This window comes from Rhizobium sophoriradicis, assembly GCF_025200795.1.
GTDB lineage: Bacteria > Pseudomonadota > Alphaproteobacteria > Rhizobiales > Rhizobiaceae > Rhizobium > Rhizobium sophoriradicis.
Genome location: NZ_CP104152.1, coordinates 2706639 through 2730829, shown reverse-complemented (window position 1 = coordinate 2730829; position 24191 = coordinate 2706639). Strand labels below are relative to the sequence as shown.

General features: G+C 61.8%; 21 protein-coding genes. 11 read left to right on the top strand and 10 right to left on the bottom strand.

What is annotated here, in order from left to right; all coding sequences use genetic code 11:
• Positions 1–72: 72 nt before the first annotated feature.
• From N2597_RS13595 to N2597_RS13580, 4 genes are all read left to right on the top strand, one after another.
• Positions 73–1437 (top strand): glutamine synthetase family protein, encoded by a 1365-nt coding sequence (locus N2597_RS13595; RefSeq protein ID WP_183597192.1) that lies wholly within the window; start codon positions 73–75, stop codon positions 1435–1437.
• 242 nt (positions 1438–1679) lie between these two features.
• Positions 1680–3065: an aldehyde dehydrogenase family protein gene (locus N2597_RS13590; RefSeq protein ID WP_039621060.1), complete on the top strand. Its 1386-nt coding sequence runs from the start codon at positions 1680–1682 to the stop codon at positions 3063–3065.
• Entirely contained in the window at positions 3062–4216 is a 1155-nt protein-coding gene (locus N2597_RS13585; RefSeq protein ID WP_077993065.1) for an iron-containing alcohol dehydrogenase, read from the top strand. The genes N2597_RS13590 and N2597_RS13585 overlap by 4 nt, the downstream gene beginning before the upstream one ends.
• Before the next feature lie 336 nt (positions 4217–4552).
• Entirely contained in the window at positions 4553–5266 is a 714-nt protein-coding gene (locus N2597_RS13580) for an AAA family ATPase (RefSeq protein ID WP_038690185.1), read from the top strand.
• A gap of 70 nt (positions 5267–5336) precedes the next feature.
• Here N2597_RS13580 and N2597_RS13575 read toward each other — a convergent pair whose 3' ends face one another.
• Entirely contained in the window at positions 5337–6737 is a 1401-nt protein-coding gene (locus N2597_RS13575; RefSeq protein WP_096770414.1) for a L,D-transpeptidase, read from the bottom strand.
• A 255-nt stretch (positions 6738–6992) separates the two neighbouring features.
• Here N2597_RS13575 and N2597_RS13570 point away from each other — a divergent pair, with 255 nt between their 5' ends.
• The 3 genes from N2597_RS13570 (at position 6993) to N2597_RS13560 (ending at position 8660) form a co-directional block, all read left to right on the top strand.
• Positions 6993–7832 carry a DUF4432 family protein gene (locus N2597_RS13570; protein ID WP_183597194.1) on the top strand — a complete coding sequence of 280 codons (840 nt, stop codon included), beginning with the start codon at positions 6993–6995 and terminating at the stop codon, positions 7830–7832.
• Between the two features lie 71 nt (positions 7833–7903).
• Positions 7904–8242: a protein tyrosine phosphatase family protein gene (locus N2597_RS13565; RefSeq protein ID WP_012484529.1), complete on the top strand. Its 339-nt coding sequence runs from the start codon at positions 7904–7906 to the stop codon at positions 8240–8242.
• 73 nt (positions 8243–8315) lie between these two features.
• On the top strand, positions 8316–8660 hold the full coding sequence (locus N2597_RS13560) for a RidA family protein (RefSeq protein ID WP_009982628.1): 345 nt from the start codon (positions 8316–8318) through the stop codon (positions 8658–8660).
• A 67-nt stretch (positions 8661–8727) separates the two neighbouring features.
• Here N2597_RS13560 and N2597_RS13555 read toward each other — a convergent pair whose 3' ends face one another.
• From N2597_RS13555 to N2597_RS13540, 4 genes are read right to left on the bottom strand one after another with little or no spacing between them, the layout of a single operon-like run.
• Positions 8728–10386: a thiamine pyrophosphate-binding protein gene (locus tag N2597_RS13555; protein WP_077993059.1), complete on the bottom strand. Its 1659-nt coding sequence runs from the start codon at positions 10384–10386 to the stop codon at positions 8728–8730.
• The gene (caiB, locus tag N2597_RS13550; protein ID WP_077993057.1) at positions 10383–11585 is read right to left on the bottom strand and encodes a succinate--glutarate CoA-transferase; all 1203 of its coding nucleotides are present in this window, start codon (positions 11583–11585) and stop codon (positions 10383–10385) included. The genes N2597_RS13555 and caiB overlap by 4 nt, the downstream gene beginning before the upstream one ends.
• 16 nt (positions 11586–11601) lie before the next feature.
• Positions 11602–12558 (bottom strand): DMT family transporter, encoded by a 957-nt coding sequence (locus N2597_RS13545; RefSeq protein ID WP_077993055.1) that lies wholly within the window; start codon positions 12556–12558, stop codon positions 11602–11604.
• A 13-nt stretch (positions 12559–12571) separates the two neighbouring features.
• Positions 12572–13522 carry an alpha/beta fold hydrolase gene (locus tag N2597_RS13540; protein WP_077993053.1) on the bottom strand — a complete coding sequence of 317 codons (951 nt, stop codon included), beginning with the start codon at positions 13520–13522 and terminating at the stop codon, positions 12572–12574.
• A 223-nt stretch (positions 13523–13745) separates the two neighbouring features.
• Between N2597_RS13540 and N2597_RS13535 the strand changes: the two genes are divergently transcribed.
• From N2597_RS13535 to metF, 4 genes are all read left to right on the top strand, one after another.
• Positions 13746–14486 carry a ribonuclease T2 family protein gene (locus tag N2597_RS13535; protein ID WP_009989543.1) on the top strand — a complete coding sequence of 247 codons (741 nt, stop codon included), beginning with the start codon at positions 13746–13748 and terminating at the stop codon, positions 14484–14486.
• Between the two features lie 98 nt (positions 14487–14584).
• Complete coding sequence (gene ettA, locus N2597_RS13530; RefSeq protein WP_077993048.1) at positions 14585–16234, top strand: energy-dependent translational throttle protein EttA; 1650 nt, start codon at positions 14585–14587, stop codon at positions 16232–16234.
• Between the two features lie 162 nt (positions 16235–16396).
• On the top strand, positions 16397–17422 hold the full coding sequence (locus N2597_RS13525; RefSeq protein WP_183597196.1) for an ArsR/SmtB family transcription factor: 1026 nt from the start codon (positions 16397–16399) through the stop codon (positions 17420–17422).
• Position 17423: 1 nt separating this feature from the next.
• Positions 17424–18326 carry a methylenetetrahydrofolate reductase [NAD(P)H] gene (gene metF, locus N2597_RS13520; protein WP_096770422.1) on the top strand — a complete coding sequence of 301 codons (903 nt, stop codon included), beginning with the start codon at positions 17424–17426 and terminating at the stop codon, positions 18324–18326.
• Between the two features lie 458 nt (positions 18327–18784).
• Here metF and N2597_RS13515 read toward each other — a convergent pair whose 3' ends face one another.
• The 5 genes from N2597_RS13515 to N2597_RS13495 all read right to left on the bottom strand — a co-directional run bounded on the left by N2597_RS13515 (position 18785) and on the right by N2597_RS13495 (position 24043).
• Positions 18785–19690 (bottom strand): DMT family transporter, encoded by a 906-nt coding sequence (locus N2597_RS13515; protein ID WP_183597198.1) that lies wholly within the window; start codon positions 19688–19690, stop codon positions 18785–18787.
• 199 nt (positions 19691–19889) lie between these two features.
• On the bottom strand, positions 19890–21113 hold the full coding sequence (locus N2597_RS13510) for a lytic murein transglycosylase (RefSeq protein WP_038690159.1): 1224 nt from the start codon (positions 21111–21113) through the stop codon (positions 19890–19892).
• 89 nt (positions 21114–21202) lie between these two features.
• Positions 21203–22000, bottom strand: coding sequence for a glycoside hydrolase family 25 protein (locus N2597_RS13505; RefSeq protein ID WP_038690157.1), 798 nt, complete (start codon positions 21998–22000; stop codon positions 21203–21205).
• 127 nt (positions 22001–22127) lie between these two features.
• Positions 22128–22802, bottom strand: a complete 675-nt coding sequence (locus tag N2597_RS13500) for a class I SAM-dependent methyltransferase (protein ID WP_183597200.1) — start codon at positions 22800–22802, stop codon at positions 22128–22130.
• Positions 22799–24043: a BtaA family protein gene (locus N2597_RS13495; RefSeq protein ID WP_183597202.1), complete on the bottom strand. Its 1245-nt coding sequence runs from the start codon at positions 24041–24043 to the stop codon at positions 22799–22801. The genes N2597_RS13500 and N2597_RS13495 overlap by 4 nt, the downstream gene beginning before the upstream one ends.
• Between the last annotated feature and the right edge of the window lie 148 nt (positions 24044–24191).

Here is a 24191-nt window from a genome sequence, read left to right as displayed (position 1 = left end):
CCGCAGTGTCCGGTCGAGCGCATGCGATTTCGTTGCCCGATTTTCTCAATCCCAGTTTCAGGCGGATCAATCATGAGCAGCTACACAATCGACGATCTCAGGAAGGATGTTGCCGAAGGGCGCATCGATACGGTTCTGGCCTGCCAGGTGGACATGCAGGGCCGGCTGATGGGCAAGCGGTTCCAGGCGGAATATTTCGTCGAGAGCGCCTGGAAGGAAACGCACAGCTGCAACTATCTGATTGCCACCGACATGGAGATGGAGACCGTCTCCGGCTACAAGGCGACGAGCTGGGAAAAGGGTTACGGCGATTATACGATGAAGCCGGATCTGGCGACGCTGCGCCGCATCCCCTGGCTTGAGGGCACGGCGCTGGTGCTCTGCGACGTGCTCGACCATCACACACATGAGGAGGTCGCCCATTCGCCGCGGGCGATCCTGAAGAAGCAGGTGAAACGCCTCGAGGACATGGGCATGAAGGCCTACATGGCTTCCGAGCTCGAATTCTTCCTGTTCGACCAGAGCTATGAGGCGGCGCATGCCTCCGGCTACCGCAACCTCAAGCTCGCCAGCGCCTATAACGAGGACTACCACATCTTCCAGACCACCAAGGAAGAGGAGGTGATGCGGGCGATCCGCACCGGGCTGCAGGGGGCCGGCATTCCGGTCGAGAACTCCAAGGGCGAGGCCTCGGCCGGCCAGGAGGAGATCAATGTGCGCTATGCCGACGCACTCGCCATGGCCGACCGCCACGCGATCATCAAGAACGGCTGCAAGGAGATCGCCTGGTCGAAGGGCAAGGCCATCACCTTCCTTGCCAAGTGGAACTACAATGCCGCCGGCAGTTCCTCGCATATCCACCAGTCGCTCTGGAGCCTTGAGGAAAAACCGCTGTTCTTCGACCATGCTGGCAAATACGGCATGTCGCCGCTGATGCATAATTACGTTGCCGGGCTTCTCGCCCATGCGAGCGAGATCACCTATTTCCTGGCGCCTTACATCAATTCGTACAAGCGCTTCATGGCCGGCACTTTCGCACCGACGAAGGCGATCTGGAGCAAGGACAACCGCACCGCCGGCTACCGCCTCTGCGGCGAGGAGACCAAAGGCATCCGCATCGAATGCCGCGTCGGCGGCTCCGATCTCAATCCTTACCTCGCCTTCGCCGCGCTTCTTGCCGCCGGCATCGACGGGATCGAGAACAAGCTGGAGCTCGAGGCTCCCTTCGTCGGCGACGCCTATGGCGGCAAGGACATTCGCGAAATCCCGCGCACGCTGCGGGCGGCGACGACAGCGATGACGGAATCGGCAATGCTGCGCAAAGCTTTCGGCGACGAGGTGATCGACCATTACACCCGCGCTGCCGAATGGGAGCAGGAAGAATACGACCGCCGCATCACCGATTGGGAAGTGGCGCGCGGGTTCGAAAGAGCTTAGTACGGGATTGCGGATTGTCTGCCCCTCACCCTAACCGACCGGGGTCGAGCCGCGGGTCTCGACCCGTCCTTCGGACCCCCGTAATAGGGGGAGAGGGGACTTGCCACACGAGAGGTCGATGGGGACAGAGAGGCAGCTGCTATCCCCCTTCTCCCCGCGAGCGGGGAGAAGGTGCCGGCAGGCGGATGAGGGGCTATGGGCCTCGACGAAATTTTTGAACAATACGAGGACGGAAATCGATCATGGCAATGATCCAATGCATTTCACCGGTCGACGGATCGGTTTACGCGGAGCGTCAGGCACTTTCGCTCGACGCCGCCAAGGAAGTTGTCTTGCGCGCCCGCAAGGCGCAGAAGGCGTGGGCGAAACGGCCGCTCGAAGAGCGCGTGCAACTCGTGCTGAAGGGTGCCGCGCGGCTGAACGAGATGTCCGACACCGTCGTGCCGGAGCTAGCCTGGCAGATGGGCCGGCCGATCAAGTATGGCGGTGAATATAAGGGCTTCAACGAGCGCTCCAACTATGTCGCTTCGATTGCGGCCGATGCGTTGGCGCCCCTCGTCGTCGAGGAAAGCGAGCGGTTCGAACGGCGTATCGAGCGTGAACCACATGGCGTTGTCTTCGTCGTCGCGCCCTGGAACTACCCCTATATGACGGCGATCAACACGATCGCGCCGGCGCTGATGGCCGGCAATACGGTGGTGCTGAAACATGCCTCGCAGACGCTGCTGGTCGGCGAGAGGCTGGTGCAGGCCTTTATCGAAGCAGGTGTGCCTGAGGACGTGTTCCAGAACGTCTTCCTCGATCACGAAACGACCTCGGCGCTGATTGCCGCCGGCAGCTTCAATTTCGTCAATTTCACCGGATCGGTGGAAGGCGGGCGGTCGATGGAGCGAGCGGCTGCCGGCACCTTCACCGGTCTCGGCCTCGAACTCGGCGGCAAGGATCCGGGCTACGTCATGGAAGATGCCGATCTCGAGGCGGCCGTCGATACGCTGATGGATGGCGCCACCTACAATTCAGGCCAGTGCTGCTGCGGCATCGAACGCGTCTATGTGCACGAGTCTCTGTACGACGCCTTCGTCGAGAAATCGGTTGCCTGGGTATCGAATTACAAGCTCGGCAATCCGCTAGATCCCGAAACGTCGCTCGGGCCGATGGCCAACAAGCGCTTCGCCAAGGTGGTGCGCGAGCAAATCGCCGACGCGGTTTCCAAGGGCGCCAAGGCGCTGGTCGATCCGAAGCTCTTCCCACAGGATGACGGCGGCGCCTACCTCGCGCCGCAGGTCCTCGTCGATGTCGATCATTCCATGGCCTTCATGCGCGAGGAGACCTTCGGCCCGGCGGTCGGCATCATGAAGGTGAAGAGTGACGAGGAGGCGCTCGCTTTGATGAACGACAGCCAGTACGGGCTGACGGCTTCACTGTGGACGAGGGATGCCGAGCGGGCATCGCGGCTCGGCCGCGAAATCGAAACCGGCACCGTTTTCATGAATCGCGCGGATTATCTCGATCCGGCGCTCTGCTGGACCGGCGTCAAGGAGACCGGCCGTGGCGGCTCGCTGTCGATCATCGGCTTCCAGAATCTGACCCGTCCGAAATCCTTCCACCTGAAGAAAGTCACAGCATGAGCAGCAGCAACATCACCGCAAACTGGAGCTATCCGACATCGGTCAAGCTCGGCCGGGGCCGCATCAAGGAATTGGCCGGCGCCTGCAAGAGCCTCGGCATCAAAAAGCCGCTGCTGATCACCGATCGCGGCCTCGCCTCGATGGCGATCACCAAGAACGCGCTCGATATCCTCGAAGATGCCGGCCTCGGCCGGGCGATCTTTGCCGATGTCGATCCGAACCCGAACGAGAAGAATCTCGAGGCCGGCGTCAGGGCTTTCAAGGACGGCGGCCATGACGGCGTCGTCGCCTTCGGCGGCGGCTCCGGCCTCGACCTCGGCAAGTGCGTCGCCTTCATGGCCGGCCAGACCCGGCCGGTCTGGGACTTCGAAGATATTGGCGACTGGTGGACGCGCGCCAACCTCGAGGGCATTGCTCCGATCGTCGCGGTGCCGACGACGGCGGGCACCGGCTCGGAAGTCGGCCGCGCCAGCGTCATCACCAACTCCGTCACGCATGTGAAGAAGATCATCTTCCATCCAAAGTTCCTCCCTGGAGTCGTCATCTCCGATCCGGAACTGACGGTCGGCATGCCGAAAATCATCACGGCCGGCACCGGCATGGACGCCTTCGCCCATTGCCTGGAGGCTTATTCCTCGCCCTTCTATCATCCGATGTCGGCTGGCATCGCGCTCGAAGGCATGCGGCTCGTCAAGGAATTCCTGCCGCGCGCTTACAGGGAAGGCACCGATCTTGAAGCCCGCGCCAACATGATGGCCGCCGCCGCCATGGGCGCGGTCGCCTTCCAGAAGGGGCTCGGCGCCATCCATGCGCTGTCGCACCCGATCGGCGCCGTTTACAACACTCATCACGGCATGACCAATGCGGTTGTCATGCCGGCGGTGCTGCGCTTCAACCGCAAGGCGATCGAGGAGAAGATCGGCCGGGCCGCCGCCTACCTCGGCATTTCGGGCGGTTTCGACGGCTTCTACGATTATGTGCTGAAGCTTCGCTCCGATCTCGGCGTGCCGGAAACGCTGACGGCAATGGGAATCGCCTCCGACCGCATCGACGAATTGTCGGCCATGGCGATCGAGGATCCGAGTGCCGGCGGCAACCCGGTTGCCATGACGCTCGAAAATACCAAGACGCTGTTTAGGGACTGCTTCTGAGATCAGAGTAGCTATCCCGCAGATTAGCCCGGAGAGCTTAAAGCGCGCGTCGCAATCTTTCAGATCGCCTCTCGCGCTTTAGTTCTTTGTTTTTGCGCATGTCGTTGCCGCAAAACCGCTGCACACTTTTGCGCGACATGCTTTAGCTTTCCGGGCTTTGTCAATCTCGGGGACATTCTGAATTTTAGGGATGTGAAAAATACCAGCTGCAATTTTGCCGCGCGTGTTTAGAATTTGTTAACCATGATTAGAAAGGATGGATTAACCGCACAATGCTCTCCGATGGTGCGTAAAAGAGCAATTCCGGCTCGCACCATTTCCTTCCGAGGACCGAACATGCCCGTCATCACATTCGCAAACACCAAGGGCGGCGCCGGCAAGACGACCGCTGTTCTGCTGCTCGCGACCGAGCTTGCCCGCAAGGGTTTCCGCATCACCATTCTCGATGCCGACCCGCAGCATTGGATCTCGCGCTGGCACGAAATATCAGGTCACGTGCCGAATATTTCGGTGATCGATTTCGTGACCACCGCTTCGCTGCCGCAGCATATCAGCGAGAATAAGCACAATACCGATTATTTCATCGTCGACCTGCCGGGTGCGCGCAACCCGCTGCTTGCCACCGCCATCGGCCTTTCCGACCATGTGCTGATCCCGATCCAGGGCTGTGCGATGGATGCGCGCGGTGGCGCCCAGGTGCTCGAACTGCTGCAGTATCTGGACGAGAAAGCGGGCATCAAGATCGGCCATTCGGTGGTGCTGACCCGCGTCAATTCGATGGTGACGACCCGGGCGCTGCAGCTCGTCAAGTCGCTGCTCAGCGAACGCCATGTGCCGGTGCTCGACACAGCGATCGTTGAGCGCTCCGCCTTCCGGGACATCTTCGACTGCGGCGGCACGCTGCACACGATTGACCCCTCGCGCGTCAGCAATCTGGACAAGGCCCGCGAAAACGCCATCTGTTTCGCCGAGGAGATGATGAGCAAGCTGCCGGTCCGGCTGACGGCATCCGCCTCCGCAACGAGCCCCATGGTCCGCTCGGCCGCCTGAAATCTCCCACATGAAACGACAAGGCCGCCGGAGCGATCCGGCGGCCTTGTCGCGTTATTGTCGGAATGGTTCAGTCGACGAATTCGACTGTCACGCCCGGCTTGACCATCTTGGCAAGCTCGGTCGCATCCCAGTTGGTCAGGCGGATGCAGCCGTGGCTCTGGGTGCGGCCGATCTTCGAGGGCTCGGGCGTGCCGTGGATGCCGTAGGTCGGCTTGGAAAGCGCCATCCAGACGGTGCCGACGGGGCCGTTCGGGCCGGGCGGAATGTTGAGGATCTTATCGTTGGCACCCTGCTGGAAATTGATCTTCGGATTATAGGTATAGCCGGGATTGAACGCGACGCGTTCGACAGTCACGGTGCCCGACGGGGAGGGCGTGTCGGTGGAGCCGATCGATGCCGGATAGGCGGCAATGAGATTGCCGGCGCCGTCATAGGCGAAGACCTGCTTGCGGCCCTTGTCGGCGATGATGCGGGCAACCTCGCCGCTCTTCGGCTCGCCCGGATTGACGACCTTGATGACCGTGCCGGGGACGCTGAAATCGGCGCCGGGGTTCATCTCTTTGAGGAAGGCCTCGTCCATGTGGAAGCGCTCGGCCAGCATCTCGGTGGTCGATGTATAGGCCAGCGACGGCAGCAGAGCCTTGTGCGAATAGTCTTCCGGGATCTCCGCGACGAAGGGACCGGCGGCATCGGCCGGCGTGATCGTGTAGCTGACGACCGGCAGACCGCCGTTCATGCGCAGTTCTTCGAGGATGGCGTCGGTGTCGTTCGGGTCGAGCTTCGAGCCGGTCATCTGGTCATAGGCATAGATCGACTTGGTGACGTTCGAGCCCATATGGCCGTCGATGACGCCGGGCGAGATGCCGGCGCGATCAAGGAAGACCTGCAGCGCGACGATCTCTGGCTTCGACTTGTTCTTCAGCGTGATCACGGGTTCGTCGGGTGCGGTCGTGGGCGCGTCGGCAGGCGGAATCTGCTGGTCGGGATCGATCGAGGCGTAATCGTCGCCCGATTGCGGATTGCCGATGCTGTTGTCGTCTGGATAGGGCTCCTCGCCGAGCGGCAGGCGTTCGATCGCAGCGTCTCGCGGAATACCGCCGGTGACGGCTCCGCGTTCGGAATAACGCGTATCGCCATAGGAATTGTCGTCGGCATAATAGGGATCGTTGCCGTTCTGGTCGGGATAGACCTCGCTCGGGCCGGGGCGCGGCGGGTAGTAGCCGCGGGCGCGCATCTCGGTGGCGACGACATTGCCGTAGTCGTCGATCAGCACGCGATTGCCGCTGCGGTCGCGGGCATAGATATAGCCGCGCGGGACATAGTCGAGGATTTCGCCGGTTGGCGTGACCAGGACGACGTCGCTCTGCCGGCGGTCACGAAACTGCTGCGCGCCGGCTTGCGGCGCTGCAACGGCAACGGCTGCCAGCAGGGCCGCAAGCGAAAATGCCGACTTCAAAAAGCGATTCACGTCTCACACCTCGAACAGTGACTGGGCCGACACACACGCGCGAATTTTGACGCTAGTGTGGAATTTCTGAAACCGTGCTGAACAAAATATGAAAATCCCTAAGATTTCCTTTTACTCATAAACGTTTGCGTCTCTGCGTCAGTTCCGCAAAATCCATGGTTGCGGCAAAAACACAAGATGGAAACGGCGCGGATTGACGAATGGCGGTGCGAAACCTAACCCTACGGCGGCCGATAAATCCCTGAGGAGACCCGAATGATCGAATTTGCCGCCGCAAGCGGGCCGCGCCTGATGCTCGATGAAACTTCGGTTCTGGATATCGCAGGATGCATCGTCGAAGGCGTCGACATCGCCCCGAAGCGCGCCATTCCCGATGACGGCGATCCGCGAATCGATCACTCGCTCGAAGGCTTCCTCTTCACTTGCGGGCCGGATCATATCCGCCATCGCCAGCCGATTGCCGGCCGGGCCGACGGCAAGGTCTATCCGCTGCACGGATCGGCCTCCGGCCATGCGGCCAAGGTGCTGTGGACGAAATACGAAAACGGCAATGCCGAATGCCGCGCCGATATCGACATTGTAACCGTCGAGGGACTGCCGCAGCGCATCGAGCGGTTATGGCGGATCGACGGGGCCACCGGCGAAGTGCGGCTGGAGGACCGGGTCGTCAATATCAGCGACCGAACGGTGCCGACCTTCCTGATGTATCACATCAACACCGGCGGCAAATGGCTCGACGCGGGCACGCGGCTCGAAGGGCGGATGCTAGAGAATGGCGGTTTCCCCTGGGCATTCGGCGAGGAGCCGGGCGGCATCTTCTGCGTGCCGGCGCCGGCGACGGAGGCGGGCTTGGCGGAGGTTCGCCTCGGACCGATCGCCGCGATCGGCGGCAGGACGCTCAGTGTGCGCTTTGGCGCCGACACGCTGCCCTATCTGCAGGTCTGGCGGAACCAGAAGGCGCCGGCCCAGATTATTGGAATCGAGCCGGTCTCGCATCGCTGGGTGTTGCGTGACGAGCTCGAGGCGGCCGGCGAATTCAATATGCTGGCGCCCGGCGAAAGCCGCAGCTACTTGCTGAGCTTTGCCTTCCTGTGAGTGAAGTGTTGTTGACGCTCGCCAGCCTCCGTCGTAGACCTTCAGCCCAGGATTTATGAGGAGACAGGACGATGGATATTCGCCAGATCGACGATGAATATTCGGTTTCGGGCCAGATCACGCTCGAGGACCTCGACGAGATCAAGGCGCTGGGGTTCAAATCGATCGTCTGCCACCGCCCCGACCATGAGAGCCCCGATCAGACCTCATTCTCGGTCATCGAGGCGCGCGCGCGGGAACTCGGCCTCGAGATCACTCATGTGCCGGTTGGGCCGATGGGCGTGACCGAGGAGGCGGTGCAGGGCATGGTCGATGCACTCGACGAATTCCCGCGGCCGATGCTCGGCTATTGCCGCTCCGGCGCCCGCTCGACGGCGATCTACCAGAAGACCCACCATATCCGCAGCTAGGTTCCGGTCCGGCTGCCGATTTTCCGGCGCTGAACCGCAGCGCCGTCACCTTCCATTCACTCAGGAGACTATGATGAGCATTAAGCGTATCGACGTCGGCGCGCGCATGAGCGGCGCCGTCATTCACGGCAACACGGTTTATCTCGCAGGCCAGGTCGGCGAGGGCGAAAGCGTCACCGATCAGTGCAACTCCTCGCTTGCCGAAGTCGACCGCCTGCTGGCCGCGGCTGGCAGCAACAAGTCGAAGATCCTGCAGACCCTCGTCTATCTCTCCGACATCGCTTATTTCGCCGAGATGAACGCCGCCTGGGAAGCCTGGATCGATCCGGCCAACCCGCCGGCCCGCGCCACCAGCGAAGCCAAGCTCGCTGCGCCGAAATACAAGGTCGAGTTCATCGTCACGGCCGCGATCGACTGAGATCGCCGCAGGATTGTATGAAAGCCGGTAGGTGCGTGACCAACCCGAATGGGGGCCGGTCACGGGCCTACCGGCTTTTTGTTTGCGCGATTTCCGAGAGCGTGCGTGTCGGCGTGATCGCCTCAGGATCGAGTTTGACTTCGATGATCGCCGGCTTGCCACTGTCGCGCGCCCGCTCGAAGGCTGCGGCGAATTCCTCCGTCCGCTCCACCGTCTCGCCGTGACCACCATAGGCGCGGGCAAGGGCGGCGAAATCGGGATTGGTGAGATCGGTGCTGCTGACGCGGCCGGGATATTCGCGCTCCTGATGCATGCGGATCGTGCCGTAGATGCCGTTGTTGACGACGATTGCGATGATCGGCAGGCCGTAGCGGATGGCGGTGGCGAATTCCTGACCGTGCATCAGGAAACAGCCGTCGCCGGCAAAGCAGATGACCTCGCGCTCGGGAAAGAGCCGCTTGGCGGCTACCGCCGCCGGCAGGCCGTAGCCCATCGAGCCGGAGGTGGGGGCGGCCTGGGTGTTGAAGCGACGGAAACGATGGAAGCGGTGCAGCCAGGTGGCATAGTTGCCGGCGCCATTGGTGAAAATCGCCTCCGGCCCGGTGTTGGCTTCCAGCCACTCCATGATCGGGCCCATGTGAACCGCGCCCGGGCCGGTTGCCGGCGGCTTCGACCAGGAAAGATAGGCCTGGTGCATGCGCTGTGTGCGCTCCGCCCAGTGCGGCTCGGCCGGTGCTTCGAGATCGGCGAGTGCGGCGACGAAATCGGAAGGAGTGGCGCAGATGGCGAGATCCGGGCGGTAGACGCGTCCCAGTTCGGAAGGATCGGGATAGACATGCACCAGCGATTGCTGGGGGTAGGGGATATCGATCAGCGTATAGGACGAGGACGGCATTTCCGACATGCGGCCGCCCAGAAGGATCAGCAGGTCGCTTTCCTTTATCTCCTTGGCGAGGACAGGATTGATGCCGATGCCGACATCGCCGGCGTAACAGGGATGGAGATGATCGAAGAGCATCTGCCGGCGGAAGGAGCAGCCGACCGGCAATTGGAAACGCTCGGCGAAGCCTGCGAAATCGGCGACGGCATCGGCGTCCCAGCGCGTGCCGCCGAGGATTACCATCGGCCGCTCGGCCTTCAGCAGTCTTATATAGAAATCGTCGACCTGCCTGCGGCCGGGATGCGCCTCGATGCTCGTGTAACGCTTGGCGCGGGGCGCCTCGACTTCGTCGCGCAGCATATCCTCCGGCAGCGTCAGCACCACGGGACCGGGGCGGCCGGAGGTTGCGATCGCAAAGGCGCGGGTGACGAACTCGGGAATGCGGGCGGCATCGTCGATCTCGCCCACCCATTTGGCGAATTCGGTGAAAGCGCGGCGGAACTCGACCTCCTGGAACGCCTCGCGCTCGCGGGCTTCGCGCTGCACCTGACCGATGAAGAGGATCATCGGGATCGAATCCTGTCTTGATATATGCAGGCCGGCAGACGCATTGGTGGCGCCGGGGCCGCGGGTGACCATGCAGATGCCGGGTTCGCCGGTTAGCCTGCCCCAGCAATCCGCCATCATCGCCGCTCCGCCCTCCTGGCGGCAGACGAGGACATCGATATCGCTGTCGCGCAGGGCGTCGAGAACGGCAAGAAAGCTCTCGCCGGGTACGCAGGAGAGGCGTTTGACGCCATTGGCCTTCAGCGCCTCGACGATCAGTTCCCCACCGGTCTTCTTCATGACGATGCCTTTCTCTCACGCTCGGCGAGCTCCGCCAGTATGTCTTCCCTGTGTTCGTCGAGGCGGGGGCTCGGCCTGACATAATGCAGCGGCGTCTCGGACAGCACCACCGGCGTCCTGACCCCCGGGATGAGCGTGCCGGCGGCATCCGCAAGGTCGATGCGCAGACCGCGGGCGCGCACCTGCGGATCGGCGAACATCTCCTCGATCGTATTGATCGCGCCGGCAGGGACACTATTCTCTTCGCAGGCCCTCAACAGATCCGCCTTCTGCCATTTTAGCGTTTCGGTCGAAACGAGCCGGCGCAGCTCGGCCCGATTGCCGACCCGCGCCCTATTGGTGGCGAAACGTTCGTCGTCGGCGATCGTCTCGAGGCCGAGTATGGTGCAGAGGCGGCGAAACTGGCCGTCATTGCCGACCGCAAGAATGAGGTAGCCGTCGGCCGCCGGCACGACCTCATAGGGCGAGATATTCGGATGGGCGTTGCCAAGCCGGGTCGGTGCGGCGCCGGAGACGAGGTAGTTCATGTTCTGATTGGCGAGCACGGCCGATTGCACATCGAGCAGCGCCATGTCGACGAGCTGACCTTCGCCGGTTTTCAAGGCATGGATCAGGGCCGCCTCGATCGCCGAAACGGCATAGATGCCGGTGAAGATATCGGCGATCGCCACACCCGCCTTCATCGGCTGGCCGTCCGGCTCGCCGGTGATCGACATGAAGCCGGACATGCCCTGAACGATGTAATCGTAGCCGGCGAGGCTGGCATAGGGGCCGGTCTGGCCGAAGCCGGTGATCGAGCAATAGACGAGCTTCGGGTTCAGTCTGCGCAGGCTCTGGTAATCGAGCCCGTATTTGGCGAGCCCGCCGAGCTTGAAGTTCTCGATCACCACGTCAGCTGTGGCGACCAGGCGGCGGACGAGATCCCGGCCTTCTGGGCTTTTCAGGTCGGCGGCAATGGAGCGTTTGCCGCGATTGGCGGCGTGGTAATAGGCGGCTGAGAGGTTTTCGCCGTCGGCACCTTCGACGAAGGGCGGGCCCCATTGGCGCGTATCGTCGCCGCCGTCGGGATTTTCGACCTTGATGACATCGGCGCCGAGATCGGCGAGCATCTGTCCCGCCCAAGGGCCGGCCAGCACGCGGGCGAGCTCGATCACCCGGATGCCGGCAAGCGGCGGCTTTTTCGTCAGGCTCTCGGTCATGGTCCTCCCGGGCAATCTACGGCGCCAGCGTCACCTCAGATGTATCGGATACGGGTTTGGAAGCAAAGCGGCGCTCGCGCCAAAGGATGTAGATGCCGGAGGCGATGATGATCATGATGCCGAGCCATTTTATCGCATCCGGAAAGTCGCCGAAAACAAGCCATGCGAAGATCGTCGCCGAGACGATCTCGAAATATTGCAGCGGCGCCAGCGTCGAAGCCGGTGCGGCGCGATAGGCGTAGACGCCGAAGATGCCCGCTATCGCGGCCATGGCGCCGACGCCGGTGACATAGAACCAGGCGCTGCCTGCCGGCATGACGGGATCGAAGATGTCGGAGCCGCTTCCTTCGCCGGCAAGAAGCAGGATGGCGCAGAAGATCAGGCCCCAGATGCCCATCTGGAACTGCATGGCCCAGGGATCTTCCTTGTGCGACAGGACGCGGGTCATCAATACGAAAATGGCGATGCAGAGAGCGCTGAGGACGGGCAGGAGCGCAATGTAGCCGACTTCGTTGAAACTCGGCTGGATGATCAGCATCGCCCCGAAAAAGCCGACGCCGCAGGCGGTGTAGCGCCGCCAGCCGATCGTTTCCTTCAGGAAAATGCCGCCGAGGATCGTCACGATGATCGGCTCGACGAAGAAGATCGCGATCGCATCGGCGACCGCCATGTATTTCAGCGTGGTAACGAAGGAAATCATCGAGATAGTGATGATCGCGCCGCGGATGGCATGGAACAGGCTCTGGCGCCATGAGAAATCGGCAAAGCTGCGCCGCCATATCACGATCGGCAGCATGCAAAGCGCCTGCACCGCGAAGCGGCCGGCGGTGATCTCGGCGGAGGGGATGGTGACGACGGCAAGTTTGGCGAAGATATCGATGAGCGGCGAGAACATTACCGAAAGAAACATCAGAGCAAGCCCCATCGTCACGTCGGAGGGGGATGAAACGGGCCGGGCGGAGGTGCTACTCATGATGGGGTTCTCGTTATCCGGGATTTTGGCCGTTCCGGCTCTTGCCGACCGCGCCGTCACACCAGTCGGCGAAGGCGGCAATGGCTGCATCTGCGCCGGTGTCATTCAGCGTTTCGTGCCGCATGTCCTGATATATCTCAGTGCTGATACGGGAGAAGCCCTGGCCTTTCAAATGGTTTGACAGCCAGGCTACGGCTTTTCCACGCTCGGTCGCCGGATCTTCTGCGCCGCCGACCAGATGGATCGGCAAGTCGCGCCGCAGCCGGTCGAGATGGATCCTTTGCGGTGCGCGAAAGGTTAGTTCGAAGACATCGAGCCAGAGCGAAACCGAGGCGTCGAAGCCGCAAAGAGGGTCGGCGACATATTTGTCGACTTCCTCGGGAATATGCGAAAGCCAGTCGAATTCCGTGCGGCGGTCGGCGATGGACCGGCCCCAGGCGGCGAAAGTGAGTTTCGGGAGGAGGCCGCTCGGCACGTCCGAGCCTTTCAGCATGCGCTCGGCGGTGAGGATCGCCTGGGCCGCGCGGCCGGCAAGGCCGACGGCGAAATTGGAATTCCACACGGCGACAGCGTCGAAGTCGGCCGGAGCGGTGACGGCGGTATTGAGCGCGATGAGACCGCCCATCGAATGGCCGAAGAGGATGACCTTCAGGCCGGGATGGCGCGAGGCCGCGTGAGCGCGCATGGCAATGATGTCGCCGATCACCCGTTCGACGCCATCGCGTCGTGCGAAGCGGCCGATCGGGGCATCCGGCGCCGTCGTCTCACCGTGGCCGCGGTGATCATGGGCATAGGCGTGATAGCCGCGCGCCGCCATCGCCTCGGCAAAGCGGCGATACCGCTTCGAGTGCTCCGCCAGGCCATGCGATATCAACAGAATGCCGCATGCGGGGCCGCTGGCCTCGGCATGGTGATAGGCCAGCGATGCTCCCGGCACGGAGAGCCATTGCGTTTCAGAAAACATTCGGATCCTTCCAGCCGCAGAGCAGATCGCTAGCGCATAATTCCGCAAAGCGAAATCGATTTGAGCAATTATGCTTCAACTCAAAGTGACAAAGCGTCCTTGGTGTGACTTTAAATCGTTTGACGCAATTGATAACAAATTACAGGAATATTGCGATTCAGGGTTGCTGACGTTTACTCTTTGTGCTTATCTGTTCCTGCATTGTTCTTCTATGGGGGCTGAAATGAGCAGCATGCAGTTGCGTACCTTGACATTCGCCGTATCGATGGCCCTTGCCGGCGCCGCCATGGCGCAGCAGGCCGACGGGCGCACCCGTTTCATTCTTGCGGCGAGCTGGCAGCCCGCCTTCTGCCAGACGAACCAGAAGAAGGCTGAATGCGCAAGCCAGACCGGCGAACGCCATGACGCGACGAACTTCTCGCTGCACGGGCTTTGGCCGATGCGGCAGAATTATTGCGGCGTCAGCGACGATCAGAAGGCCGCTGACAAGGATGGCAAATGGGCTAGCTTGCCTCAGGTCACGCTTTCCGCCGAGACGCAGGCGGCGCTGGTAAAGGCGATGCCCGGCACGCAGTCCGGCCTGGAACGGCATGAATGGACGAAGCACGGCACCTGCACGAAAATGAGCGCCGAGGATTATTTTGGCGTCGGCGTGCATCTCTTGGGTGGGCTCAACGCGTCGGCGGTGCGCGAGCTTTTCGCTGCCAATATCGGCAAACCGGTCAAGGCCGAGGCGATCAAGGCGGCTTTCGACAAGAGCTTCGGGCCGGGCGCCGGCGACCGCGTCAAGATGAGCTGCCGGCGGGCCGGCAATGTCAAGATGATCAGCGGCCTGACGATCGGGCTTTCGGAGGCTGCCGGATCGGCGTCGGCGAAAAGCGCCGGCCTTGCCGATCTGATCCAGGGGGCGGGAAAGACCTCTTTCGGCTGCGATGAAGGTGTCGTGGATGCGGCGGGCTTCTGACCGGAATCCTGCCTAAACCGGGTTTCGGCGTTGCCCACAGGCGCTGTTTCGCCTACATAGCGGCACGAAACGAAGTTTCCCGCCCGGAGCAGCGCAGCATGGCACGTCAATTCATCTATCATATGTCCGGCCTCAACAAGGCCTATGGCAACAAGAAGATCCTGGAGAACATCCACCTTTCCTTCTACCCGGATGCCAAGATCGGCATCCTCGGGCCGAACGGCGCCGGTAAATCCACTGTGCTGCGCATCATTGCCGGCCAGGACAAGGAGTATACCGGCGAAGCTTGGCTGGCCGAGGGTGCCACGGTCGGCTATCTCGAGCAGGAACCGCGTCTCGACGCGAACAAGACGGTGTTCGAAAACGTCATGGAAGGTGTTGCCTCGAAGACGGCGATCCTCGATCGTTACAACGAATTGATGATGAACTATTCCGACGAGACCGCGGAAGAGGGCGCCAAGCTGCAGGACATCATCGACAGCCAGAACCTCTGGGATCTGGAAAGCCGGGTCGAGATGGCGATGGAAGCCCTGCGCTGCCCGCCGCGCGACGCCGATGTCACCAGCCTGTCCGGCGGTGAACGCCGCCGTATCGCGCTCTGCCGCCTGCTGCTGTCGCAGCCGGATCTGCTGTTGCTCGACGAACCGACCAACCATCTCGACGCCGAAACCATCGCCTGGCTCGAAAAGCATCTGCGCGACTATCCAGGCGCGGTGATGATGATTACCCACGATCGCTACTTCCTCGACAACGTCACCGGATGGATCCTCGAACTCGACCGCGGCCGCGGCATCCCTTACGAAGGCAATTATTCGGCCTATCTGCTGGCGAAGGCCAAGCGCATGGAGCAGGAAGGTCGCGAGGAGGCCTCGCGCCAAAAGGCGATCAGCCGCGAACGAGAATGGATCGCCTCCAGCCCGAAGGCCCGCCAGGCCAAGTCCAAAGCCCGCATCAAGTCCTATGAGCAGCTGGTGGATGCCGCCGAAAAGCAGCGTCCCGGCGACGCGCAGATCATCATCCCGGTCAGCGAACGGCTCGGCCAGGTGGTCATCGAGATGGAGGGCATCACCAAGGGCTTCGAGGGCCGCACGCTGATCAACGACCTGTCGATCAAGCTGCCGCCGGGCGGCATCGTCGGGGTCATCGGCCCGAACGGCGCCGGCAAGACGACGCTGTTCAAGATGATTACCGGCCAGGAAAAGCCTGACAGCGGTTCGATCCGCATCGGTGAGACCGTGCATCTCGGTTATGTCGACCAGAGCCGTGATGCGCTTGCCGGCGACAAAACGGTCTGGGAGGAAATCTCCGGCGGCGCCGAAATCATCAAGCTCGGCAAGTTCGACATGAACTCGCGCGCCTATTGCGGCGCCTTCAACTTCAAGGGCGGCGATCAGCAGCAGAAGGTCGGCAATCTCTCCGGCGGCCAGCGCAACCGCGTTCACCTCGCCAAGATGCTGAAGGCCGGCGGCAACGTTTTGCTGCTCGACGAACCGACCAACGACCTCGACACTGAAACGCTGGGCGCGCTGGAAAACGCACTGGAGAACTTCGCCGGCTGCGCCATCATCATCAGCCACGATCGCATGTTCCTCGACCGTCTGGCGACGCACATTCTCGCCTTCGAAGGCGAGGGCCATGTCGAATGGTTCGAAGGCAACTTCGAGGATTATGAAGAGGACAAGGTCCGCCGCCTCGGCCCCGATGCCCTCAACCCGGGGAGCCAGGCCCATAAGCGTCTGACGCGCTGATCGTCTCTCTTTTCGATTGAGAAAGCCCCGGTTCGGCCGGGGCTTTTTCGTATCTGGCCCTGTCGCAATTTGAGCAGGCAATTTCGCGGAGAGTGCGAATTGCCGCTTGCCACCGCTTTTCAAATCACATAAAGATATCTTTATATCTTGATTGGGCCGATGATGAGCGAACCTTTGAAGCTTGGACTGGATGGGCTGGTGGACGTCTTGAAGGCGGCCGGCGAGCCGACGCGTCTGCGTCTTCTGGCGCTTCTCGACGCCGGCGACCTGACGGTGACCGATCTGACCGAAATTCTCGGGCAATCTCAGCCTCGCATCTCCCGCCACCTGAAGCTGCTCGGTGAGGCGGAACTGATAGAGCGCTACCAGGAAGGCGCCTGGGCCTATTTCCGCCTCAAGCAGGAGGGCAAGGCGGCAATGCTGGTGCGGGCCTTGCTGAAACATGTCTCCGAAAACGATCCGACCGTTCTTCGTGACGGCGAGCGGCTGTCGGGGGTCAAACGACAACGGGCCGAGCGGGCGCAGGCCTATTTCAGCCGCAACGCCGCGGAATGGGACGAACTTCGCCGCCTGCATGCGGCCGATGAGGAAGTCGATGCCGCCGTCATCCGACTGCTTGGCAACCAGCCGATCGATTCATTACTCGATCTCGGCACCGGCACCGGCCGTATCCTCGAACTCCTGGCCGGGCTCTACCGCCGCGCCATCGGTGTCGATGCCAGCCGCGACATGCTGAGTGTGGCTCGCGCCAATCTCGACAAGTCCCGCATCACCAAGGCCACCGTGCGCCACGCCGATATTCTGAACCTGCCGTTCGAGGGACAGGATTTCGATCTGGTGACGATCCATCAGGTGCTGCATTTCTTCGACCAGCCGGAGATTGCCATCGCGGAAGCGGCGCGCATGCTGCGGCCGGGCGGCCGGCTCGTTGTCATCGACCTTGCGCCGCACACGCTCGAATATCTCCGCGACGAGCATGCGCATGTCCGTCTCGGCTTTTCGCACCAGGCGATGTCCGACTGGCTGCGCAAGGCCGGGCTCGATGTCGAGCAGGTCGTCGATCTTCATCCGGGTCAGCAGAGCGGGCAGGAGCTGACGGTCACCGTCTGGCTCGCGCGTGATCCGAGGCGCCTCATGGCTTCGCAACTAAGCGAAGGCGCCGAACCTACATTTGCCGGGAGAGTATGACATGGCTTTGAAAAACCAAGCACGCGGGCGCAACATCGGGATCTCCTTCGAATTCTTCCCGCCGAAATCGGAGGAGATGGAAGGCCAGCTCTGGGAAACCGTCAGCAAGCTGCAGGACTGGGACCCGGATTTCGTCTCGGTGACCTACGGCGCCGGCGGCACCACCAAGGCGCCGACGCTGTCGACCGTCACGCGTTTCCTGGGGCAGACGCCGCTTGCCACGGCTTCGCATCTGACCTGCGTCGGCGCGACGAAGGACGAGACGCATCAGGTGATCGACACGTTCCGCAACGCCGGCGTGACGCATTTCGTGGCGTTGCGCGGCGACGCTCCCGGCGGTGCGGGCGCTCCGTACCAGCCGCATCCCGGCGGCTACGCCAATGCAGCCGAACTGGTGGCCGGCCTCAAGGAGATCGGCGATTTCGAGATCTCGGTCTCCGCCTATCCGGAAAAGCATCCGGAAAGCCGCGATACGGCCGCTGACATCGAGATGCTGAAGCGCAAGGCCGATAACGGCGCCGACCGGGCGCTGACGCAGTTCTTCTTCGACAATGACAATTTCGAGCGTTATCTGGAGCGGGTGCGTGCTGCCGGCATCTCTATCCCTGTTGTGCCGGGCATTATGCCGATCCAGAACCTGACGCAGCTGAAGCGCTTCGCCGGCGCTTGCGGCACGATCATTCCCGCTTTCCTAGATGAGCGTTTCGCGGGCTACGACGATAGGCCCGAGGAGCGGGCGAAGGTTGCTGCCGAAGTCGCGGCCGAGCAGATCGAGGATCTCGTCCGGCGCGGCATCGATGAGTTCCATCTCTATACGATGAACCGCGCGCCGCTGGTCTCCGCCGTGCTCGACAATCTCGGCTTCTCCCGCCGCCCGGCAAAGAGCGCCGGCGCCGCTGCCTGATCTTTGGTCTCCGCTCAAAAGTGAAAAAGCGCATGTCGGGCGGGACATGCGCTTTTTCATTGGCGGATTGATCAGGGGAGTTTAGGCACTATCAACGTTACGCGTCCGTCATCCAGGCTCAGATGAAGAGCATGGATAAGACGAAAGCGAACGCTGCACTGACCAACAGAACATTCAAGGATTGCGTGAGTCCCATGTCTGTCTCCTCGCGTTAACTGGCTGATATTATGTCTGAAATATGTCGGTTGAAAAGCGGATTTTATGCTGCGCTGCCGAAGCGGTCGGTGGATAAGTCGAAGATCGTTTTGTCAAGTCATTGAGATAAAACGATAATGTAACCCTAATTTTGTTCACAGATTTTAACGAGGCGTTAAATCAGGCGATTTCGGATTCACCTATGCGCCCAAAACATGGCGGCTGCGCAAACGGTTGAAAACATAGAGAATATGCAACTGTTTTTAGGCGGGTTTCGTCAGCAGGCGATAGGCGCGACCATCGAGGATGACGAGGCCAAAACCGATCAGCGCCATGCCGGCGAGTTCGGCAAGGCTCAGCCTCTCGCCGAGGAAGAGCACGCCAAGGACGATGGCGCTCGGCGGCACCAGCAGAGTGACGAGCGAGGCGTTCGTGGCGCCTGCCATTGCCATGATCCTGAAATAGAGAATGTAAGCGAAGGCCGTCGAAAGCAGCGCCAGCGCCAGGATGGCAAGCAGCGCATCGAGCGGCGGCGCGGCAAGCTCCCAGGGGCGATCAGCGCGCAGCGAGAGAGGCAAGGCAATCAGCGAGGAGGCGGTCAACTGGCCGGCGGCGGTGACGGGGGAGGGCACGCCCTTGAAACGCTTGCCGTAGGTGGCGGCGAAGCCGTAGGAGACGGCGGCAAGCACCGGAAGCAGCAGCGCCCAGAGCGGCGCTTCGCTGCCGGTGGAGATGCTGGGGCCGATCAGCACGATGGTGCCGGCGAGGCCGACAAGGCAGCCGGCGATCTTTGCTGAGGAGAGTTTCTCGTCCGAGGTGAGGTAATTGGCGATGAGCACGGTCCAGATCGGCGTCGTCGCGTTGAGGATCGCCGCAAGGCCGGCGCCGATCCGGGTCTGGCCGAAGAAGATCAGGGCATGCGGCAGGACATTGTTGATGATGCCGAGGATGAGGAATTCCCGCCAGCGGGCCTTGAGGATCGGATACATGTCGAGACGGCCGGCGATATAGACATGCAGCGCGAGCGCTGCGAGCAGCAGTCTCAGGAAGACGAGGGTCAGCGGCGGCACATGCTGGACGGCAATGCGGGCAAAGAAGAAGGAGCCGCCCCAGATCAAGCCGAGCAGGACCAGCAGCCCCCACGTCCAGGCATTCATTCTGCTGTCCACGCCGCGTCCTCCAGCTAGAGCATTTTCGTTTTTCTTCGAATACGAAAATGTTCCAGCTCTTTGTTTCCACGCAATTCCGGACGCAAAACCGCTGCACGCTTTTGCTGGATTTGCTCCAAAATCTCGTACAGGCTTAGCGCAGGCGGAGAACGGCGCCACCCGTTTCTTGCGAAGCGGGTGGCGGTAAATTGTCAGGCGATCAGAGAGCGTTGAGAAGGGCAGGCGTCGCCCAGCCGTCGGCCGGTATGCCGAGGCGCTGCTGTTCCTTTTGGATGGCGATACGCGTGCCGGAGCCGAGGATGCCGTCGATCTCGCCGACATCGTGGCCGAGCGACTGAAGCTTGGTCTGCAGCGTCTTCATCTGGTCGTTGGCGAGGCCTTGTTCAGGCGTGCCTTTGAGATAGGTCGGGGCGCCGGAAAGCCGGGTGGCGAAATAGGCGGCCGACGTCGTGTAGATGAAGGACTTGTTCCATTCGAGATAGATCTTGAAATTCGGGTAGGCGATGAAAGCCGGTCCCATGCGACCCTGCGGCAGCACAAGGTCGCCCTCGAGATCGCCGAAAGCGGTGTTGCCGTCGCGCGGCTTGACGCCGAGCGCGAACCACTCGCTCGCCTTCATCGTGCCGCCAAGGCCCGATTTCTCGAAAGGCAGATTGTCGGGCAGGGTGACTTCCTGCAGCCAGGGCTGGCCGCGCTCGAAGCCGAGGTGCTGGATGAATTTCGCCGCCGTCAGGATGGCGTCAGGGCTGCTCTGCTTCAGGCGGACATGGCCGTCGCCGTCGCCGTCCATGCCGTAGGCGATGATGTCGCGCGGCAGCATCTGCACCTGGCCGATCTCGCCGGCCCAGGCGCCGGTGTTGGTGGCGGGATCGAGGTCGCCGTGCTGGACCATCTCGATGAGGGAGATCAGCTGCGGACGGAAGAGCTCGGGCCGGCGGCAGTCATGCGACAGCGTCACCAGCGCGTTGCGGGTGTTGAAATCACCCTGGACGGCGCCGAAATCGGTCTCCATCGCCCAGAAGGCAGTGATGACGCCGGCGGGAACGCCGAATTCCTGCTCGGCTCGGGCGAAGACGTCGGCATATTGCTTCATCTTCTGGCGGCCGATGTCTAGGCGGGCTTGGCTGACGGTGCGCTGGGAGAATTCGAGGAAGGTCTGCTTGAAGACGCCCTGGGCGCGATCCCGGCTCAGCACCTTCGGATCGATCTCGGCGCCGGCAAGCGCCTCGTCGGCGGCCGCGGCACTGGCGCCAGCGGCAATCGCATCGGCCTTGACGCCGTCAAGAAAGGCGGACAGATCGCCGCCGCAGGGCGCTGTCGAGGGGGCGGAGGCGGCAGGCGCCTGCTGGGCCGCGGCGCCGCCGGCAAAGGTCAGGGCAAATAGGAGGGCGAGTGCAGAGCGGCTTGTGAGCGAGCGGTGCATGAATGCGGTCCTTATAGCAAAATAGCAAATGGATGTCCGTCGCTTTCACAGAGGAATGTGACGGAAGCAAGAAAGATTGAAGGACGTTACTAAGAATTTCTGTCCTTGGAAACGGTCGCGACCCAGTTGTTCCAGTTCTTCGCGCTGCCGGCAAAGACGTTGATATCGGTCGGCCCCTTGATGCCGGGAACAACGCCGGTCGAAGTATATTGCCAGAAGGCCCAGCGGCGGTCGGAATACGTCACTTCCGGGTGTTTTGCCACGGAGCGCACCCAGAAATGATAATCCTGGAAGTAGCCGGCGAGGTTCTCGCGGTGGAAATCGACTGAGGTGTAGATGATCGGGCGTTTGCCGTAATAGGCCTCCAGCCGGTCCATGAAGCGCTGCATTTCGGCGCGCACGGTTGCCGGATCGGGGCGATAGCGGCAGGTCTTCGATTCGCCGTTCCATTCGACGTCGAGCACCGGCGGCAGGCGCATGGCGTCCTTGGGCACGTTGCTGATGAACCAATCTGCCTGCTGGTCAGCCGAGGAACAGAAATAATAAAAATGATAGGGAGCGTGCGGGATGCCGGCGGCGCGGGCTTCGCGCCAATATTCGTCGAAGCGGGGATCGAGTCTGTCCTTGCCTTCCGTCGCCTTGATGAATGCGAAGGCAACGCCGGAATTCTTCACGCTCGCCCAGTCGATATCGCCCTGCCATTTGGAGATGTCGATACCGTGCACATCGTTCCGATGCGGGTGCTTTTCGCCAAAATTCTGCGGATCGGTGTCCTTGAAGCGCGTTTTGGGCTTGATCGATGCCGTTTCGAGGTAGTCATAACCGGAGGAAGAACAGCCGGCGAGCATGATGGCCAGAGGCAGAACGCAAAACAAAAGCCGGCGCATGGGTATCCCGTCGTGAACCGAATGATCTCTTTGCCCCACAGCCTGACCTTCGAGAATGACGAGCCCAGCAGAGGAATAACCCTCTTTTCACCATATCAACGTAAAAAATCGGTTAGTTTCAAGCGAATTATGTGCGCTTGCTGATAATAGCCGCCCGCCAGGCATAACCGCCGCCGACTGTTTCGAAAGACAATCGCGCATTGTGCTCCTGTGCCTGCGCCTCAAGAACCTCGCGAAGATCCGGCCGCGGCGTGACATGGAACTTCGCAAGCCAGGCCTGCAGCATGCTGCGGAACCAGCGCGGCAGGCCTTCCTGCTGGCCGAAATCGACGATGTGCAGCTGGCCGCCTGGATTGAGCGCTGCTATCGATGCGTCGACGGCGCGCTCCCAGTCCGGGATCATCGACAGGGCATAGGAGATCAGGATGCGGTCAAAACCGCCGACGCCGAATTCTCGCGGCGTAAAGGCGGTGGCGTCGGCGACGCGGAATTCCGGGATCGTCGCCTTGGTGGCGAAGGTCTTACGGGCTGAAATCAGCATTTCCTGGGAAATGTCTAGGCCGAAGAGCTTGGCGGTCGGGAAATGCCTGTGGGCGAAGGCCATGTTGCGACCGGTGCCGCAGCCGACTTCAAGCAGGGTGCCACCCTCGGGCACGTCGAGATTGCGGATGGTGCTGTCGCGGCCGAGAAGGTAATATTTGCGCGTCAGGTCGTAGATATGGCGCTGGTAACGGTACATGCCATCCATCAGGCTGGCATGTTCCTCGCTCATTCCCGCCGTCTCGGTGCGGACCTTGCTCACGCCTTCTTCCCGTAGATGTGGAAACCGCCATAGATCGCCGAGCGATCGAGCGCCGTCAGCTCCCGCGACTTGTCTTCGAAATAGTCCCACTGGTCGCGGATCGACGAAGACAGGCGGCCTTCGATGATGCTCTTTTCGGCGGCGGTGCGGAAGATCACGCGGGCGCCGTCGCGCGCCGTGCGGGTGATTTCCCGCCAAACGTCGTTCAGCTGTTCATCCGTCATCCAGTCCTGCGCGTCGAGCAGGATGTAGCGGTCGCGCGAGGCGGCGGGCTCGCGGGCCAGAAGCTCGGTGAAGCTCGCGTGGTGGACGTTGACGCGGTCGACATTGGCGCGGATCACCTCATAGTGCTCGGGCTTCAGATAGGTCGGCAGCGGACCTTCCTCTTCAGTGCCGTAGCGGCGGCCGAAGGCCTGCCAGGCGAAATAGTTGTCGCGCATCGGGAAATGACAGGCGAGCTTTTCCAGGCGGTGCTTCAGCACCGGCGCGATCGAATGATCGGCAGCAAGGCTTGCGAGCTCGTCATATTGCTGCGGCGGAATGCCGAGGCCGAAGAGCGAGCTCTTGCGGCCGGTGATCCAGCGAACAACCGGCTTTTCGAAAAGCGGCGCGATCTGCTCGTCGAAGAACTGGCGCTGTTCGCGGACCGAGCGGGTCTTGGTCATTTCGCGCAGCTTGACGCCATGCAGGCGGGCAAGAAGGTGAGCTGCACCGATGAAGCGGCCGAGCAGGCCGGTTTCATAGATGTTGCGGTCGAAGACGGTGACGCGGCGGCGGCCGAACTTGCGGCCGTTCCAGTAGCTGCGGGTCGCCTCGTCGAGCCTGGCGGCAAGATGCCGGTCGTAGGCGCGGCTGTTCGACTTCTCGTTCGGCATCGCCAGGAAGCGGACGAGATCGGCGTGACCGGGCAGGTGCTTGAAGGCGGCAAGCTTCAGGCGGTTCAGCGCGATGTGGTGCGGGTTGAGATCGACGACGTCGATCGATGCCGGCGCCTTGGAGAGATAGGCGAGCATGTTACAGCCGCCGGAGCCGATGGTGACGATGCGGTGGTTGGGCTTCAGCTCCATCGCCTGCATGTCGAGATCCGGATCTTCCCAGATCTGCGGGTAGACGAGGCCGGAGAAGAGAAGGCCGAAGAGACGCTCGGAAAAACCTTCCTTCGAAAAAGCCTTGTGGCGGAGAAGGGCGTCCTTGAGTTTCCGGTTCTTGCGGAAGCCGGCATCCGGTGCAAATTCTGACATGAGTCTGTCACCTTTTTAGCGTTCAGGGCGTGTAGCGCGCCACTGCTACAGTTTGATGACGTGGACTGTGGGCCGGCGCCGCGCAAAATGTTCTCATCCTCCTGGGAAAGTGATCAAGGCGACGGATCTTCTTCGCGCCGCCCCCTTT

Excerpts from the sequence above, each read along its gene's own strand:
- N2597_RS13595 (WP_183597192.1), top strand. The coding sequence starts at position 73 with ATGAGCAGCTACACAATCGACGATCTCAGGAAGGATGTTGCCGAAGGG.
- N2597_RS13590 (WP_039621060.1), top strand. The coding sequence starts at position 1,680 with ATGGCAATGATCCAATGCATTTCACCGGTCGACGGATCGGTTTACGCG.
- N2597_RS13585 (WP_077993065.1), top strand. The coding sequence starts at position 3,062 with ATGAGCAGCAGCAACATCACCGCAAACTGGAGCTATCCGACATCGGTC.
- N2597_RS13580 (WP_038690185.1), top strand. The coding sequence starts at position 4,553 with ATGCCCGTCATCACATTCGCAAACACCAAGGGCGGCGCCGGCAAGACG.
- N2597_RS13570 (WP_183597194.1), top strand. The coding sequence starts at position 6,993 with ATGATCGAATTTGCCGCCGCAAGCGGGCCGCGCCTGATGCTCGATGAA.
- N2597_RS13565 (WP_012484529.1), top strand. The coding sequence starts at position 7,904 with ATGGATATTCGCCAGATCGACGATGAATATTCGGTTTCGGGCCAGATC.
- N2597_RS13560 (WP_009982628.1), top strand. The coding sequence starts at position 8,316 with ATGAGCATTAAGCGTATCGACGTCGGCGCGCGCATGAGCGGCGCCGTC.
- N2597_RS13555 (WP_077993059.1), bottom strand. The coding sequence starts at position 10,386 with ATGAAGAAGACCGGTGGGGAACTGATCGTCGAGGCGCTGAAGGCCAAT.
- caiB (WP_077993057.1), bottom strand. The coding sequence starts at position 11,585 with ATGACCGAGAGCCTGACGAAAAAGCCGCCGCTTGCCGGCATCCGGGTG.
- N2597_RS13545 (WP_077993055.1), bottom strand. The coding sequence starts at position 12,558 with ATGAGTAGCACCTCCGCCCGGCCCGTTTCATCCCCCTCCGACGTGACG.
- N2597_RS13540 (WP_077993053.1), bottom strand. The coding sequence starts at position 13,522 with ATGTTTTCTGAAACGCAATGGCTCTCCGTGCCGGGAGCATCGCTGGCC.
- N2597_RS13535 (WP_009989543.1), top strand. The coding sequence starts at position 13,746 with ATGAGCAGCATGCAGTTGCGTACCTTGACATTCGCCGTATCGATGGCC.
- ettA (WP_077993048.1), top strand. The coding sequence starts at position 14,585 with ATGGCACGTCAATTCATCTATCATATGTCCGGCCTCAACAAGGCCTAT.
- N2597_RS13525 (WP_183597196.1), top strand. The coding sequence starts at position 16,397 with ATGAGCGAACCTTTGAAGCTTGGACTGGATGGGCTGGTGGACGTCTTG.
- metF (WP_096770422.1), top strand. The coding sequence starts at position 17,424 with ATGGCTTTGAAAAACCAAGCACGCGGGCGCAACATCGGGATCTCCTTC.
- N2597_RS13510 (WP_038690159.1), bottom strand. The coding sequence starts at position 21,113 with ATGCACCGCTCGCTCACAAGCCGCTCTGCACTCGCCCTCCTATTTGCC.
- N2597_RS13505 (WP_038690157.1), bottom strand. The coding sequence starts at position 22,000 with ATGCGCCGGCTTTTGTTTTGCGTTCTGCCTCTGGCCATCATGCTCGCC.
- N2597_RS13495 (WP_183597202.1), bottom strand. The coding sequence starts at position 24,043 with ATGTCAGAATTTGCACCGGATGCCGGCTTCCGCAAGAACCGGAAACTC.